The 15,832-nt window shown below is 70.3% G+C and carries 17 protein-coding genes and 1 riboswitch; of the genes, 5 read left to right on the plus strand and 12 right to left on the minus strand.

From position 1 onward, the window contains the following. The first annotated feature begins 56 nt into the window (after nt 1-56). From ACFYW9_RS12970 to ACFYW9_RS12980, 3 genes are all read left to right on the plus strand, one after another. A complete protein-coding gene (locus ACFYW9_RS12970; RefSeq protein ID WP_351869586.1) occupies nt 57-464 on the plus strand; it encodes a VOC family protein in 408 nt (135 codons plus the stop codon). Between the two features lie 472 nt (nt 465-936). After that, entirely contained in the window at nt 937-2,052 is a 1,116-nt protein-coding gene (locus ACFYW9_RS12975) for an LOG family protein (RefSeq protein WP_389148520.1), read from the plus strand. Between the two features lie 186 nt (nt 2,053-2,238). After that, nucleotides 2,239-2,898, plus strand: a complete 660-nt coding sequence (locus tag ACFYW9_RS12980) for an LAETG motif-containing sortase-dependent surface protein (protein WP_389148523.1) — start codon at nt 2,239-2,241, stop codon at nt 2,896-2,898. Between the two features lie 72 nt (nt 2,899-2,970). On the opposite strand, the gene ACFYW9_RS12985 is transcribed toward ACFYW9_RS12980, so the two are convergent. The 4 genes from ACFYW9_RS12985 to rlmN all read right to left on the minus strand — a co-directional run bounded on the left by ACFYW9_RS12985 (nt 2,971) and on the right by rlmN (nt 8,263). Further along, nucleotides 2,971-4,029, minus strand: coding sequence for an ABC transporter ATP-binding protein (locus ACFYW9_RS12985; RefSeq protein WP_389148526.1), 1,059 nt, complete (start codon nt 4,027-4,029; stop codon nt 2,971-2,973). Then, entirely contained in the window at nt 4,030-5,628 is a 1,599-nt protein-coding gene (locus ACFYW9_RS12990; protein ID WP_389148529.1) for an ABC transporter permease, read from the minus strand. 155 nt (nt 5,629-5,783) lie between these two features. Beyond that, entirely contained in the window at nt 5,784-6,842 is a 1,059-nt protein-coding gene (locus ACFYW9_RS12995) for a thiamine ABC transporter substrate binding subunit (protein ID WP_389148953.1), read from the minus strand. 121 nt (nt 6,843-6,963) lie between these two features. Continuing rightward, nucleotides 6,964-7,069, minus strand: a riboswitch (TPP riboswitch). A gap of 87 nt (nt 7,070-7,156) precedes the next feature. Next, complete coding sequence (gene rlmN / locus ACFYW9_RS13000; protein WP_351868939.1) at nt 7,157-8,263, minus strand: 23S rRNA (adenine(2503)-C(2))-methyltransferase RlmN; 1,107 nt, start codon at nt 8,261-8,263, stop codon at nt 7,157-7,159. A gap of 275 nt (nt 8,264-8,538) precedes the next feature. Here rlmN and ACFYW9_RS13005 point away from each other — a divergent pair, with 275 nt between their 5' ends. Then, nucleotides 8,539-9,378 carry a hypothetical protein gene (locus ACFYW9_RS13005; RefSeq protein WP_389148533.1) on the plus strand — a complete coding sequence of 280 codons (840 nt, stop codon included), beginning with the start codon at nt 8,539-8,541 and terminating at the stop codon, nt 9,376-9,378. Here the strand turns inward: ACFYW9_RS13005 and ACFYW9_RS13010 are convergent. Both ACFYW9_RS13010 and ACFYW9_RS13015 read right to left on the minus strand, forming a co-directional pair. Continuing rightward, entirely contained in the window at nt 9,341-9,529 is a 189-nt protein-coding gene (locus tag ACFYW9_RS13010; protein ID WP_351868934.1) for a hypothetical protein, read from the minus strand. The genes ACFYW9_RS13005 and ACFYW9_RS13010 overlap by 38 nt on opposite strands. A gap of 453 nt (nt 9,530-9,982) precedes the next feature. Next, complete coding sequence (locus tag ACFYW9_RS13015; protein ID WP_389148537.1) at nt 9,983-10,339, minus strand: hypothetical protein; 357 nt, start codon at nt 10,337-10,339, stop codon at nt 9,983-9,985. A gap of 151 nt (nt 10,340-10,490) precedes the next feature. Here ACFYW9_RS13015 and ACFYW9_RS13020 point away from each other — a divergent pair, with 151 nt between their 5' ends. Continuing rightward, nucleotides 10,491-10,895, plus strand: coding sequence for a hypothetical protein (locus tag ACFYW9_RS13020; RefSeq protein ID WP_351868928.1), 405 nt, complete (start codon nt 10,491-10,493; stop codon nt 10,893-10,895). A gap of 103 nt (nt 10,896-10,998) precedes the next feature. Here the strand turns inward: ACFYW9_RS13020 and ACFYW9_RS13025 are convergent, their stop codons facing one another. The 6 genes from ACFYW9_RS13025 to pyrH form a co-directional block, all read right to left on the minus strand. Next, on the minus strand, nt 10,999-11,535 hold the full coding sequence (locus ACFYW9_RS13025) for a DUF4240 domain-containing protein (protein WP_351868926.1): 537 nt from the start codon (nt 11,533-11,535) through the stop codon (nt 10,999-11,001). Between the two features lie 85 nt (nt 11,536-11,620). Next, nucleotides 11,621-11,941, minus strand: coding sequence for a GYD domain-containing protein (locus ACFYW9_RS13030; RefSeq protein WP_351868923.1), 321 nt, complete (start codon nt 11,939-11,941; stop codon nt 11,621-11,623). Nucleotides 11,942-12,369: 428 nt separating this feature from the next. Continuing rightward, complete coding sequence (locus ACFYW9_RS13035; protein ID WP_328671758.1) at nt 12,370-12,843, minus strand: carboxymuconolactone decarboxylase family protein; 474 nt, start codon at nt 12,841-12,843, stop codon at nt 12,370-12,372. Nucleotides 12,844-13,165: 322 nt separating this feature from the next. Continuing rightward, nucleotides 13,166-14,305: a phosphatidate cytidylyltransferase gene (locus ACFYW9_RS13040; RefSeq protein WP_389148544.1), complete on the minus strand. Its 1,140-nt coding sequence runs from the start codon at nt 14,303-14,305 to the stop codon at nt 13,166-13,168. After that, nucleotides 14,305-14,862 (minus strand): ribosome recycling factor, encoded by a 558-nt coding sequence (gene frr / locus ACFYW9_RS13045; protein ID WP_037625129.1) that lies wholly within the window; start codon nt 14,860-14,862, stop codon nt 14,305-14,307. The genes ACFYW9_RS13040 and frr overlap by 1 nt, the downstream gene beginning before the upstream one ends. A gap of 172 nt (nt 14,863-15,034) precedes the next feature. Next, complete coding sequence (pyrH, locus tag ACFYW9_RS13050) at nt 15,035-15,805, minus strand: UMP kinase (RefSeq protein WP_351868918.1); 771 nt, start codon at nt 15,803-15,805, stop codon at nt 15,035-15,037. Between the last annotated feature and the right edge of the window lie 27 nt (nt 15,806-15,832).

Below are 15,832 nucleotides of genomic sequence, written 5' to 3' on the forward strand. Positions count from 1 at the left end.
GGGCGGATCCCCGGTCTATCCCCGCGAACGGCACAACACCGACGGGAGTACCTCGCATGTACCAGCAGATGATCTTCGTGAACCTGCCCGTGTCCGACGTCGCCGCCTCGAGGAAGTTCTTCACGGAGCTCGGCTACACGATCAACCCCCAGTTCTCCACCGACGACTGCGCCTGCGTGGTGATCAGCGACACGATCATCGCGATGCTGCTCGGCAGGCAGCGCTACGCGGACTTCACCAAGAAGGAGATCGCGGACGCGACGAAGACCAGCGAGGTGCTGCTGTGTCTGAGCGCCGAGAGCCGCGAGAAGGTCGACGAACTGGTCGACGCCGCCATCGCGGCGGGCGGCTCGGGCACCGGCGAGACGCAGGACCAGGGCTTCATGTACGGGCGCGCCTTCGACGACCTGGACGGCCACACCTGGGAGGTCATGTGGATGGACCCGGCGGCGGTCCAGGGCTGAGCCTCACCACCCGGCCGACGTTCCGGGCCCGGCGCGCGGTACAGGGGTCCGCGCGCCGGCCCGGGCACGTCCCCCCATTCATCCCCTCCGACGCAGGCCACCTTTCAGGTGCAGGACAAGATTCAGCCCCTCCGGCGCAGGCCACCTTTCAGGTGCGGGACAAGATTCAGCCCCTCCGGCGTTTGAGGAGCGGGGTCTGGGGCGGAGCCCCAGGTACGGGACGGGCAGGGGCGGAGGGGGCGAAAGAAGCTCGCTGGTGCGGCAGGCAGTGAAGCGGCCGGGGCTGGACCGCTCGGCCAGAGCGGGGCCGGGACCGATTGCCGGGCCGGCCCACGGTCAGCGGTCGGAGCGCGTCAGCGGTCGGCTGCCGGATCGCGGTCCGTCGCGGGGCCGGGGCGACCCGGGGTCACGTCGCGGGGGCGGAGGTCCAGAACCCCGGTGCCCCTTGGGCGGCAGCCCCTAGCATGGCCGGGTGCTGCCAACTCCTCTTCACGTCTCCCACGACCGTGAGATCGAATCCCTCGCCGAGTTCGACGAGGCCGTCTCGGCGGGCGGCTCGCTCGCCGGGTTCCGGGTCCAGGCCGTCGATCTGACGGACCGTACGCGGGACCTGCTGTCCGCGGACACCGGGGGTGCCGTGTTCCTCGGCTGCCCGATGGAGCCCGAGGCGGCCGCGCGGGTCCGGCTCTCCGGCGCCCTCGTCTTCCCTCCCGTACCCGGCCTCCCCCTCGACCCCTACCGGGGCCACCTCTACTCCCCCGACGAGCTCTTCGCCTCGCTCGACGCGGGGTACGAGTCGACGCCCGACGCCCGCGCGTACGCCTGGTTCCAGCGGACCAAGGCCGACGGCGACATCTTCGCGTCGATGGTGCGCGCGGTCCACGACGACTCCGTCTCGGACGCGCTCGAGGAACTCCTCGTCGGCGTACGGCTGGTGGGCGTGATGGGCGGCCACGCGATGGCGCGCGGCACGGAGGCCTACGCGGGGGCCGCGCGGCTCGGCCGCACCCTCGCCCGCTCCGGTCTCATGGTCGCCACCGGCGGTGGCCCCGGCGCCATGGAGGCGGCGAACCTCGGCGCGTACGCGGCCCCGTTCGACGACGGCATGCTCGACGAGGCCCTGCGTGTGCTGGCCGCCGTCCCCTCGTTCACCCCTTCCGTCACGGACTGGGCGCGCGCGGCGTTCGAGGTGCGCGAGCGCTGGCCCTCGGGCGGCGCCTCGGTCGGCATCCCCACCTGGTTCTACGGCCACGAGCCGCCGAACGCCTTCGCCGCGCACATCGCCAAGTACTTTGCCAACGCGACCCGCGAGGACGGACTGCTGGCACGCTCGAACGCGGGGGTCGTCTTCCTTCCGGGCGCCGCCGGGACCGTACAGGAGATCTTCGACAACGCGACCCCCAACTACTACGGGTCCAGGGGTGAGCCGACCCCCATGGTCCTGGTGGACCGGGAGCACTGGACCGAGAGATACCCCGCCTGGGCGCTGCTGACGTCGCTGGCCAGGGAGCGCCCGATGGAGTCGCGCATCGCCCTCGTCGACGGCGTCGATGACGCTCCGGAAGCGCTCAAACACCTGGGACCTTAACAACTCGGCAAAGCCAACAGCGAGGCACGGTCTACGCATTGACAGCACTTAGGTCGCGCTTATACACCTGTGAGACTCCTGGGGGCGCTGTTGCTGGATAGACCGCAGCAAATCCCCCCACACCCCCCGCAGTTGCGCAACCTGTGAAGGGCAATCGTGTCCATATCTCGACGCACCGCACGTACCGTGCGAATCCTCGGCGTTGCCTCCGCCTCTGCCGCGCTCGCGCTCGGCGTCGCCGGCAACGCACTCGCCTGCAGCATCAAGGACTTCTCGGCCGCCGCCACCTGTGACGGCAACGGGAAGGGCATCATCACCGTGACCGACATCGACCCCTCCGCCAAGGAAGCCACCATCACGGTCTTCCTCGAGCGCAACGGCGCCGACGACCACCAGGTCGGAACCGCCCAGAAGGTCGTCGGCAAGAAGGACGGCGCCACCATCTCCTTCTCGGAGGACTGGGCCCCCAAGGCCGAGTACCGCATCCACGTCAGCGTCCCTGGCATCGTGGACAAGGACATCTCCCCGAACCTGGTGACGAAGGACGAGGCCTGCTCCACGGAGTCGGAGTCGCCGTCCCCGTCGGCGAGCCCGGAGCCGTCGGAGTCCGCCCCCGCGGACACCCCCTCGGACTCGGCGACCCCGTCCGACTCGGAGAGCAGCGCCGCTCCGGCCACCCCGGGCGACAACCAGCCGTCCGCGGCCGCCGGTGAGTCCAACCTCGCCGAGACCGGCGCGAACTCCAGCACCCCGATGATCGCCGGTATCGCCGGCGCGCTCGTCGTCGTCGGTGGCGGAGCGGTCTTCTTCGGCATGCGCCGCCGTGGCGCCTCGAAGGCGAGCTGAACCACCTCCTGAACGACCGTGTGGCCCGCCCCCGTCGAGGGGGCGGGCCACACGGCTGTCCGGACGTCCCGCTCAACCCGCCTGCCGCGCCGGTCGCTTCGCGGGGGCCGGCGCCCCGAGGACGACGGTCTCCGCGGCGTCGAACTCCACCCCGACCACGTCCCCGGGCTCCGGAGCGTCCCGCAGCGCGCACGCGGCCTCCAGCCGGGGCGCGCCCTCCGGCTGGAGCCGTACGGCGACGTGCGTGCCCCGGAAGGTGCGCGCGGCGACCGTGCAGCGCAGCCCGTCCGCCACGGCCACGAGCCGTACACCGGCGGGCCGTACGAGGAGGGTTCCGGGACCCTGGGGGGCGCCCTCGGGCACCGGGACCTTGCCCCAGGGGGTGTCGGCGGCACCCCCGCTCACGGTCGCGTCGACCACGTTGTCGAAGCCGAGGAAGCGGGCCACGAAGGCGTCCGCGGGCCGCTGCCAGACCTCGAGTGGCGTACCGGACTGGGCGATCCGCCCGTCGCGCATGACCACGACCCGGTCGGCGAGCGCGAAGGCCTCGCCCTGGTCGTGCGTGACGGCGAGCACCGTCGTCCCCAACTCGCCGAAGAGCTGCCGGAGTTCGACGACGAGCCGTTCGCGCAGCGAGCGGTCCAGCTGGCCGAGCGGCTCGTCGAGCATCAGCAGCCGGGGGCTCGGCGCGAGGGCGCGGGCCAGCGCCACGCGCTGCTGCTCACCGCCGGAGAGCGAGGCGACGGCGCGGTCCCGGGCTCCGGGCAGCCCGACGAGGTCCAGCAGCTCCCCCACCCGGGCGGCCTGTCCGCTCCTCGACGTGCCCCGCATCCGCAGTCCGAAGGCCACGTTGCCGCCCACGTCCCGCTGCGGGAAGAGCTGATGGTCCTGGAACATCAGGCCGACGCCCCGCTTGTGCGCGGGAACGTCCTTCTGGTCCTGTCCGTCCAGCACCACACGGCCCTCGTCCAGCGGCTGCAGTCCGGCGACCGTCCGCAGCAGTGTGGACTTCCCGCTGCCGCTCGGCCCGAGCACGCACACGATCTCGTGCTCGGCGACATCGAGGTCGACGGCGTCCAGCACGGGCCGCCCGCCGAAGCGTACGGTCGCGCCTTGGAGGCTCAGCAGCATCTAGAACTCCCCGGTCCGGTCGGTCCGCACCCGCTCCAACAGCAGCAGCGCCACCGCGCACACCACCATCAGAATGGTCGAAAGGGCCATCGCCTGGCCGTAGTTGAGATCTCCCGCACGCCCGAGCAACCGGGCGACGGCGACCGGCAGCGTCGGGTTGTCGGGCCGTGCGATGAAGACGGTCGCCCCGAACTCCCCGAGGGAGACGGCGAAGGCGAACCCGGCCGCGACCAGCAGCGCCCGCCGCACCATCGGCAGATCGACCTCGCGCCACACCCGCCACGGCGACGCCCCGAGGACGGCCGCGGCCTCCCGCAGCCGTCCGTCCACCGCGCGCAGCACGGGCAGCATCGTCCGTACGACGAAGGGGACGCCCACCAGCGCCTGCGCCAGCGGCACGAGGATCCAGCTCGCGCGCAGGTCGAGCGGCGGCTCGTCCAGGGCGATCAGGAACCCGAAGCCCACGGTCACCGCGGAGACGCCGAGCGGCAGCATCAGCAGGGCGTCGAAGCCCCGCATCAGCCGGCCCGCGCGCCGGGTGAGGGCGGCGGCGGCCAGACCGCCGATCAGCACGGCGATGGCGGTGGCGGCGAGCGCGTACTCCAGCGAGTTGCCGACCGCCTCGATCGGGGCGACGAGGAAGACGCCTCCGTCGTCGTCGGCCAGGGCCCGGTAGTAGCCGAGCCCCGGGGCGCCGAGGGAGCGCTGGACGAGGACGGCGAGCGGCAGCACGAGCAGGACCGCGATGCTCACCAGCACACCCGCGAGGAGCGCCCACTGTCCGGCACCGCGCGGCCGGCGCGCGGTCGTCGCCGGCGCCACCAGCCGCAGGGCGGTCTCCCGTCGGCGTACGGTCGCCGCGTGCACGGCGAGGATCGCGCCGACGGCCACGAACTGGACGATCGTGAGCACCGCCGCCGTCGTGAGGTCGAAGATCTCGGAGGTCTGCCGGTAGATCTCGACCTCGAGGGTGGAGAAGGTGGGTCCGCCGAGGATCTGCACCACACCGAACGAGGTGAAGGTGAAGAGGAAGACCATGAGGGCGGCGGCGGCCACGGCGGGCCCGAGCGCGGGCAGCGTCACCCTGCGCCAGGCCGCGAGACGCGAGGCCCCGAGCATGCGCGCGGCCTCCTCCTGACGCGGGTCGAGCTGCGACCAGAGCCCGCCGACGGTCCGGACGACGACGGCGTAGTTGAAGAAGACATGCGCCAGCAGGATCGCCCACACCGTGGTGTCCAGGCGTACGCCCCACAGCTCGTCGAGCAGCCCTCCCCGGCCGACCAGCGCGAGGAACGCCGTGCCGACGACCACGGTCGGCAGCACGAAGGGCACCGTCACCACGGCCCGGAGCATCTGTTTGCCCCGGAAGTCGAAGCGCGCGAAGACGTACGCGCCGGGGAGCGCGACCAGCAGCGTGAGCGCCGTCGAGGCGAGCGCCTGCCAGGTGGTGAACCACAGCACGTGCCGGATGTCGGAGCGGGTCGCCACGTCCCAGATCCGGCCGAGCTCCCAGCCGCCGTCCCCGTGGAGCCCGCGCGAGACGATCGCGGCGACCGGCCAGGCGAAGAACACCGCGAAGAACGCGACGGGCAGGACCATCAGCCCGAACCGCGCCGCGCTCCCCCGACGCGCGCCGCGCGAGGCCGCGGATTCGGCTGCGGGGCCGGCGTCGCCGCCCCGGCCGGTCCCGCCGGTCCCACCGGCCGGTTCGGGCTTGCCTGCCGGGCCGGTCTCGCCGGCCTCGTCCGCTTCCGTTACTTCAGTACGAGTGAGGTCCACGACTTGACCCACTGGTCGCGGTCGGCGGCGATCTTCGCGGGCGCCAGGATCTCGGGATCCTTGGCCTGCGGACCGAACCGGGTGAACTCCGCGGGCACCCGCGCGCCCTCACGGACCGGGTAGACGAACATGTTGAGCGGCATGTCCTCCTGGAACTCCTTGGTGAGCAGGAAGTCCAGGAACGCCTTGCCGCCCTCGGCGTTCTCGGCGTTGCTGAGCAGACCCGCGTACTCCACCTGCCGGAAGCAGGTGCCGTCCGCGACGCCGGTCGGGGCCGTGGCGGGCTTCGGGTCGGCGTAGATGACCTCGGCGGGCGGCGAGGAGGCGTACGAGACGACGAGCGGCCGGTCGGCCTTGGCCTTCTTGCCTCCGGCGGACCCCGAGAACTCCTCGTTGTACGCCTGCTCCCAGCCGTCCACGACCTTCACGCCGTTGGCCTTGAGCTTCGTCCAGTAGTCCTCCCAGCCCTTGTCGCCGTAGTGCGCGGCGGACCCGAGCAGGAAACCGAGGCCGGGCGAGGAGGTGGCGGCGTTCTCGGTGACGAGGAGGTTCTTGTACGCGGGCTTGACCAGGTCGTCGAAGGACCGCGGCGGCGCCAGCTCGTGCTCGCTGAACCAGGCCTTGTCGTAGTTGACGCAGATGTCGCCGGTGTCGATGGGCGTGACCCGGTGCTTGTCCTGGTCGGTCCGGTACTCCGGCAGGACCTGGTCCGCGCCCTTGGCCTCGTACGGCTGGAACAGCCCGTTGTCGAGCGCGCGGGAGAGCAGGGTGTTGTCGACGCCGAAGAAGACGTCGCCCTGGGGGTTGTCCTTGGTCAGGACGGCCTTGTTCACGGCCTGCCCGGCGTCGCCGTCCTTGAGGACGCGGACCTTGTAGCCGGACTGCTTCTCGAAGTCCGCCAGCACGCTCTTCGACACGAGCCACGAGTCGTGGCTGACGAGCGTGACCGTCTTCGGATCGCCCGAGCCGGAGCCGCCGGACGAGCCGCACGCGGACAGCACGGGCAGCGCGACGAGACCGAGCCCGGCGGCCATGACGGCGAACCGTCTGCCGCTGCTGACGGTGGTGGTGATGCTCACTGATTCCTCCTGGGTGACCAGGAAGAGACGCGGCCCTGCCCGGGACCTCTGACGGTTCCCGGGCAGGGCGCAACAGCTTGAGTAACGACCGAACTTCCTACCCAGAATGACCTGGGCAAGGTTCAGAGGGTCTGCGGTCTGTCCCGCACTCTCAGCGCTGTGGCGCTCCCCTGTCGGAATATGAAGATGTCGGACGGTGAAGATGCCGGACGACGGGATGGTCCGACCATGGTGATGCCGGACGACCGTACGGGCCGACTCGGTTCAGACTACCGCTCGGTCGCGGCGAGCTGGCCACACGCTCCGTCGATCTCCTGCCCCCGGGTGTCCCGGACGGTGACCGTGACGCCATGGGCCGCGATCGCCTCGACGAACGCCTTCTCGTCCTCGGGCCGCGACGCGGTCCACTTCGAGCCCGGGGTCGGGTTCAGCGGGATGAGGTTGACGTGTACGGGCTTGCCCTTGAGCATCCGCCCGAGCCGGTCCCCACGCCACGCCTGGTCGTTGATGTCGCGGATCAGCGCGTACTCGATGGACAGGCGCCGTCCGGACCGGTCCGCGTATCCCCAGCCGGCGTCCAGCACCTCGCGCACCTGCCACCGCGTGTTCACGGGGACGAGGGTGTCGCGCAGCTCGTCGTCCGGGGCGTGCAGGGAGATCGCGAGCCGGCACTTGAAGCCCTCGTCCGCGAACCGGTTGATGGCGGGGACGAGCCCGACCGTCGACACCGTGATACCGCGCTGCGAGAGCCCGAGGCCGTCCGGCTCGGGGTCGGTCAGGGCCCGGATCGCTCCGACCACCCGCTTGTAGTTGGCGAGCGGCTCGCCCATCCCCATGAAGACGATGTTGCTCAGCCGCGCCGGACCCCCGGGGATCTCGCCGTCACGCAGCGCGCGCATACCGTCGACGATCTGGTGCACGATCTCGCCGGTGGACAGGTTCCGGTCGAGGCCGGCCTGCCCGGTGGCGCAGAACGGGCAGTTCATCCCGCAGCCCGCCTGCGAGCTGATGCACATGGTCACCCGGTCCGGGTAGCGCATCAGCACGGACTCGACGAGCGTGCCGTCGAAGAGCCGCCACAGCGTCTTGCGGGTGGTGTCCTGGTCGGTCGACAGGTGCCGCACGACCGTCATCAGCTCGGGAAGCAGCGCTTCCTGGAGCTTGCCGCGCGAGGCGGCCGGGATGTCCGTCCACTCGGCGGGGTCGTGCGCGTACCGGGCGAAGTAGTGCTGCGAGAGCTGCTTGGCACGAAACGGCTTCTCGCCGATCGCGGCAACCGCTTCTTTGCGCTCGGCGGGCGTGAGATCGGCAAGGTGCCGCGGCGGCTTCTTGGCTCCGCGCGGCGCGACAAAGGTGAGTTCTCCGGGCTTAGGCATGGCGTAACCAGTGTCGCAGATCGTTTGGGGCCGCCCCGGTCGGATGGGCGAGGGACCTGTCACCCTCCGATGTCCCCCGTCACCATTGGCCACCCTTTCACGGCCCGGAGACGGTCCGGCAGCCCATTGCCCGGTTTTCAGGCGCGGGCAGTCGGCCCGACCTTGCGGATCTTGACCTCGCCCGCGTCGGGAAACGGGTACCCGCCGGGCGGGAACCGGTGTAGCGTCGCTCTCTTCGCCCGGCCCACGGTGCGGAGTCCCGGTAGGTAGCCGTCATGCTCGATCAGCCTGTCCCCGACCCGTACACGATGTGGCGGCTCGCCCTCGCCGAGGTGGACCGGATCTTCGCCTCCCTCCCGGAGCTCGACCGGCCGGTGGCGGGGTGCACTCGCTGCTTCACGGAAGCGGAGCTGCGCATCCTCGGCGGTGATCCGCGCGATGTGCCGGATGACGTCCTCGCAGGCTTCATGGGCAAGGTCGTCGATCACTGGGACGCGGACCAGTACCCGGTCCTGTGGCGCCGCCTCATACCGCGTGCCTTGCGTCACTGGGGCCCGGAAGGCCCTGGTACCGACCCGTCCCATGAGCTGCGCGGTCTCGGCCGGTACGGGGCCGAACTGATCGGCTGGCCGGTCGCCGAGCGCACCGCGGTCGAGCAGGCGTTCCGGGCACTGCTCACCCTCGCCCTCACCGACGGCCGGTCCCCGGCGGACATCCGCGACCTCGTGGAAGGCGTCGCCCACGCCACTGGCGGCCTGGAGCCATGGCTGGACCACATCGCCGGCCTCTCCGGCCCCGCCGCGGATGCCGGCCTCGTCCGACTGTCACTGGGCTGGGGGACGGATTTCCTGTGGGAGGAGTTCGATTTCACGTGGTGGTACGACGGCGACCCGCGAACCGTCGCCGACTGGCTGCTCACGCAGCGACCCCGCATCGCGTCCTTCACGGCACGCCACCCGCGCTGCAAGAACGCCGCCGACGCGCTCATCGCGATCTCCCACCTTCAAGAAGGCGACTGGAGCCCGTGGCTCTACCCCTACGGCCCGCGCCCGCGTCCCCTCCTCCAAACAACGACGGCTACCGCTTCAGCGCCCGGTAGCGCTTCAGGAGAGTAGAAATCCTGGCAGGGTCGGCCCGGCTGTTCAGCTCCGTCAGCAGATCGTCGGGGCAGAGTTCGTACAGGTCTCCCCACCAGCGCCGCCCCTTGTTGTCCCAGATCCGGTATCCGCCTGGCACCCCGCGCGCTACGTACCGCCGTTTGCTCACACCGCCCCTCCCACCGATGGATGTCCTGCTCGGCAGATCAGGCCGACTCGCCGAGCAGAACTTCATTGACCCACCACTCGCCCCCGTGCCCCCCGGGTCTGGTCACCGACTCCGCTCAATAGACCTCAGTGCGCTGCAAGGCCTCCCGAAGGGGTATGTCCAGTCGCCGCGCGATGATCCGTCCGGCACGTACTTCCGCAGGTGTGCGCGGCCGGAACCCCCAACCACCACAGCCGCACGAATGAAAGGTCAGTCCCTCTTCCCATAGCGACACATGTCCGTAGCGTAGGAATCGGGTGCCTGCTGGTACCACCGCTTTTCAGGGCGGCCGTGACCGGCGCCGCCGTTCCCCAGGTCGGTCCGGCTCCAGCGGCAACCTGGCTCCTTGGCACTGCCGGGACGCCACTCGACTGCTCCGACACATCAGCCAGTTGGTGCCGGGAGCCCCGGCCGTCAGATCTGCCGTACCGATCCACTCGAAGACACGGCGAAGACATCGACAGCGAGCAGCTCGCGGACCCGCTCGGGTACGCGTAGCGCAGCCGTGATCGATCTCTCGGGGACGACGATTCCGAAGCGTGTCTTCGCCGGCGCCACTTCGCCCATACGTCGAAGCAGCTGCCCGTAGGCCGTATCCACGTCGAGACCGGGGGACGAAGTGGGCCCCTTCACCTCGGCCAGCAACCTCCGCCCATCGGGATGCCGGGCATCCACGTCCACCCACCCGCGCTCGGCGGTCAGCGTCCAGCCCCGCTCCACCAGCCAGTTCTCGAACAGGTTTTGAATGATCAGTTCATCGCCCTTTGCCATCCCGCCAGCATCCCGGGAAACGGCAGCGCAGAGGTCCGGAACGGTCGCCTCTCCGGCCGACCGAGGACCCACTGGCCATGGCTGATGTACTCGGGCGGAACTGAGTACCTGCGCCCTGGTCGGTGATCGAGTGAACGGAAACGCTTGGGCCATGAGTCAAGAACCACGGAAACCTGTTCCCCAGCTGGTGTCGATCCTCCTGCTGGCCGGCGTGTCGCTGGCGGTGTGGGCCGCCTGGCTGGGCTGGGACCAGCATCGTGACGTGCAACCCGACGGCACGACGACCGGTCCGTACGAGGCATGGCAGGTGATCGGGCTGGTGCTGATTCTGCTGGCACCGGTGTACTGGGCGGCATCCCGGCGCTACACCCGGGCCGCTGTCCTCGGCACCACGGCCGGCCTCACCGTCGCCGCCTACTACGACTGGTCGGACGACTCCAGCGGCCTCTTCATGGTCGGCGTGGTGCTGGTCATGATCGGAAGCCTCGCCGTGACCGCCGTCGTATCCGCGATCGCCTCCGCGACACGACAGGGCGGGCGGTCTCCGGGACACTGACGTCCCGGGCCGTCTGCGGGCCAGGAACTGGATATGCCGCCGACTTCGAACGACAGACCCGTCCCGCCGACTCGGCCACGTCGAGGCCACGGGCCGGTCCGGGTCAGCCCGGGTACAGGGCGGTGAGCCGGGGCAGCAGGGCGGTCATACGCTCACGGTCGTCGAAGTCGTGGTCCGGATCGACTGCCGGGTCGTCGAAGGTGAAGACGTCCTCGGGCGGTTCGGCGCCGGTCGCCCTCTCGTAGGCGTCCTGGGCGATGCCGAGAATCCCCTCACCGTCGGGTTCGATCCCCTCGGGCGCCGACGCGGAGATCTCCGGGAGCTCGGCCAGCCGGTCGGCGTGCGCGACGACGCGTTCGAAGACCTCCCGGCCCTGGGCGATCAGCCATCCGCGGAAGTAGTCGAAACCCTCGTCGAAGCAGGGGCTGCCACCGCTGATGACCCAGGCCGCGGCCCTGAGGGGAACTCGGTCGGACGCGGCCATCAGCTCTTGCAGGACCTGCTCGGCGCCGAGGATGTCCCGGGGGGCGTACCCGGCCAGCAGCACGGTGGCCCGCTCGGCGATGTCCTCGACGTCGGCCAGGTCGACGGCCGTGCCGCGGGCCCGCTCGATCAGGTTCCAGAACTCTTCCGTGTCCATGGGGCGGAGCATGGCATCCGAGCCGGACTCGACGGCGAGGGTCCGGCAGGAGCGCCTGCGGTGGAGTGTCCCCGGCCGGCTCGGGCTACGCGCCCGGAGGGCGGAAGGCGACCTCTCTGCGGGTGGCCTCGTCGACTTCGTCGAGGGTGAGGAGCGGTGTGGCCCGGGTGCGGAGGGCACCGCTGGCCTTGACGCTGAGGCTGACGGCGGCCATGGAGACCGCGTCGGGGAAGTCGAGGATGCACACGAAGTCGTCCTCTCCGAAGGAGAAGTACATGGCCTCGACGCTCCCGCCGAGGCCGGCGACGACGTGCTCGACGGCTGCGCGGCGGCCGCTCGCGCCTTCCTTGAGCAAGCCCTTCGCCCCCTCGGGGGTGTAGCGGGCCTGGATGAGGAACTTCGGCATAGGGGTTGCTCCCTGCCATTGAGGTGTCGGTACGTGGGTGCTCTTCCCGCCGACGCCCCGGCCGCCCATCGGAGAACGCCGGGATTCACTCGTAAGACACCGGCCGTCGATCGGAGAACGGCGGCATTCACTCGTAAGACACCGGCCGCCGGACGATTCCGGTGGGCCCCCGCCGTATGAACCCACCAGATGAACCCACCGCATCAACCCACCGCATGAACAACCTGCGCGGCCGAGGAGGAGCAAGCGGAGGAGGAGCAAGCGGAGGAGGAAGGCGGCATCGTCACCATTCCGCCGCCGTCTCTTCTCTCCCCCCGCCCCGCCCTCTCCCGAACCGTCCCCGCCCCAACCGTCCCCGGCCCCGCCCGAACCGGCGCGGTCCTCCCCGTCACCCAGGTCCCGGCCGACGGACCCCTCGCGTCTCCCGGTTACGCGAACTGGCCGGGCCGGTAGTCGCCCGCGGGCTGCTGGATCATGACGTTCGCGCGGTTGAAGGCGTTGATGAGCGCGATGCAGCACACCAGCGCGGCGAGTTGCTCCTCGTCGTAGTACTTGGCGGCGTTCGCCCAGCACTCGTCCGTGACGCCGCCCGCCGCGTCGGCGATGCGCGTGCTCTGCTCCGTCAGCTCCAGGGCGGCGCGCTCGGCGTCGGTGAACACCGTCGCCTCCCTCCAGGCCGCGACCAGGTTGAGGCGCACGGAGGTCTCGCCCGCGGCCTCCGCGTCCTTGCTGTGCATGTCCGTGCAGAACCCGCAGCCGTTGATCTGGCTGGCGCGAAGCTTCACCAGCTCCTGCGTCGCGAGCGGCAGCGTCGACTCCGCGAGCGGCCTGCCCGCGGCGACGATGTGCTTCATGAACTTGGCCGCCACCGGGCTGGCGAAGAGGTTCAGACGAGCTTCCATGGTGTGCTCCCTGTGTCGTTTCTCGTGGCTACACCTGGTTGACGGAACGACCCGGCACGATGTGACCGACCTGAATGTGACCTGCGTCTCTCTGCGATCGGGCGGCACGCGAGGAGTGCTGTCGCGACGTTCCGCCGGACTCCAGAACCGAACGCGTATCCGAAAAAGCGTCCCGCCTGCGGCATCTGCGCAGCGTCACATACGACACCACCCCTCCGGGTCACGGCGATCACGGTGAGGTGATCGGATGACCCGAAGGGGTGGTGTCGTGGATGTGCGCGCGTCACGGATACGTACGCCGTAAACGCGTGCGAAGAAACGATCAGCCGGAGCCGACGAAAAGCACGAGCAGCAGCCAGACGACCGGAGCCGTCGGGAGCAGGGAGTCCAGCCGGTCCATGATGCCGCCGTGGCCCGGCAGCAGGGTGCCCATGTCCTTGATGCCGAGGTCCCGCTTGATCATGGACTCGCCGAGGTCACCGAGCGTGGCGCTGGACGCGACCGCGAGGCCGAGGATCAGACCCTGCCACCAGGTGCCGTCGTCGATCAGGTACTGCATGCACAGCGCACCCGCCGCCATCGCGAAGGTGACCGCTCCGAACAGACCCTCGCGGGTCTTTCCGGGGCTGATCCGCGGAGCCAGCTTGTGCTTGCCGAAGCGCCAGCCGATGGCGTACGCCCCCGTGTCGCTGACGACCGTCAGGAGCAGGAAGGTCAGCACGCGGCGCGGGCCGTCGTCGGCGGTGAGCATCATGGCCACGAAGGTCGCCAGGAACGGCACGTAGAAGGCCGCGAAGACCCCCGCGGTGACGTCCTTGAGGTAGCCCTCGGGCGGTTCCGTCATCCGCCAGACCAGCACGGCCAGCGCGGTGAGCGCCATGGCCACCCAGGCGCCCTCGGCTCCGCGCACGTATCCGGCGACGACCATGGCGGCCCCGCCGAGCGCGAGCGGCACGAGGGGCGCCTTGATGCCCTTGCGCTCCTCCAGCCGTGAGGTGAGCTCCCAGAGCCCCACCACCACGGCCACCGCTATCACACCGACGAAGACGGCCTTGACGACGAACAGCGACGCGACGATCACGGCGCCGAGCCCGACGCCCACTCCTATGGCCGCACCCAGGTCGCGTCCCGCGCTCTTCTTCTGCGGTGCGGGGGCGGGCTCGGGTGCGGTGCTGGGCATGGGCTCCTGCGGGCTTTGCGGATTGTGCGACGGATCCCCGTAGGGCGCCGTCGGCGGTGAGTCGTTGCGGACCGGGGGGCCGCTCAGCCGAGCGGCCCCCCTGTCGTCATCCTGGTTCCCGCCATGAGCGGGTACGCCGGGCGCGGTGGGCATGGGCCGAGTGTGCTGCGCGTCATGCGCATCGTACGTGGGACCCGCCGGGGCCGCCCCCTGGAGTGGCCCCTGCTCGGACGGCCCCCAGTACCCGGCTTGTGGCGGCGCCCCCCAGGAAGAGTCGTTCATCAGACCTCGAGCAGCTCCGCTTCCTTGTGCTTCAGGAGCTCGTCCACCTGGGCGACGTACTTCGCCGTGGTGTCGTCGAGTTCCTTCTCCGCACGGCGGACCTCGTCCTCGCCGGACTCCTTGTCCTTGACGAGCTTGTCGAGAGCGTCCTTGGCCTTGCGGCGCACGGCGCGGATCGAGACCTTGGCGTCCTCGCCCTTGGTCCGCGCGACCTTGATGTAGTCCTTGCGGCGCTCTTCCGTCAGCTCGGGGAACGTCACCCGGATGATGTTGCCGTCGTTGCTGGGGTTGACGCCCAGGTCGGAGTCGCGGATCGCCTGCTCGATGTTGCGCAGCGCGCTCTTGTCGAACGGGGTCACCACGGCCATGCGCGGCTCCGGAACGGAGAACGAGGCCAGCTGGTTGATCGGCGTCAGCGCGCCGTAGTAGTCGGCCACGATCTTGTTGAACATCGCCGGGTGCGCACGACCGGTGCGGATCGCGGCGAAGTCCTCCTTGGCGACCACGACGGCCTTCTCCATCTTCTCCTCGGCCTCGAGGAGGGTCTCTTCGATCACCACTTGCTCCTGCGTGTCTTGAGTAGGCCCGGCAGCTTTTCCTCGTCGGAGTCCGGCGGCCGGCTGCGTCGCGTCTTGTTCCTGCACGGTTCCGGACCGGCAGGACATTGTCCATCCCCCGGTCGGGGTCCGTCCCGGACCGGAAGGCGTATCCGGTCCGGCGCGTTCCCCGTCAGGCTCGGCCGCTCTGGTCGCCCACGAGTGTGCCGATCTTCTCACCCTTGACGGCCCGCGCGATATTGCCCTCCGCCAGGAGTTCGAAGACCAGGATCGGCAGCTTGTTGTCCCGGCACAGCGTGATGGCGGTCATGTCGGCGACCTTGAGGTCCCGGGTGATGACCTCGCCGTAGCTGAGCGCGTCGAACTTGACCGCCTCGGGGTTGGTCTTCGGGTCGGAGTCGTAGACCCCGTCCACGCCGTTCTTGCCCATGAGGAGCGCCTCGGCGTCGATCTCCAGGGCGCGCTGGGCGGCGGTGGTGTCGGTGGAGAAGTACGGCATGCCCATACCGGCGCCGAAGATGACCACGCGGCCCTTCTGCAGGTGCCGCACGCCGCGCAGCGGGATGTACGGCTCCGCGACCTGGCCCATGGTGATGGCGGTCTGGACGCGGCTGTCGATGCCTTCCTTCTCCAGGAAGTCCTGGAGGGCGAGGCAGTTCATGACCGTGCCGAGCATGCCCATGTAGTCGGAGCGCGCCCGGTCCATGCCGCGCTGCTGGAGTTCGGCCCCGCGGAAGAAGTTGCCGCCGCCGATGACGACGGCGATCTGGGCACCGCCGCGCACGACGGCCGCGATCTCGCGGGCGATCTTGTGCACCACGTCGGGGTCGACGCCCAGTCCTCCGCCACCGGCGAACGCCTCGCCGGAAAGCTTCAGCAGGAAGCGGCCCGCGCCTTTGCCGTCGTCGCTCTTCTCGCCGTTGCCGGCCTGGGTGGTGGTCATGGAGATCTCCTCATGGTGCACATACGA

It is taken from the genome of Streptomyces sp. NPDC002698, assembly GCF_042888945.1.
In the GTDB taxonomy this organism is placed as follows: domain Bacteria; phylum Actinomycetota; class Actinomycetes; order Streptomycetales; family Streptomycetaceae; genus Streptomyces.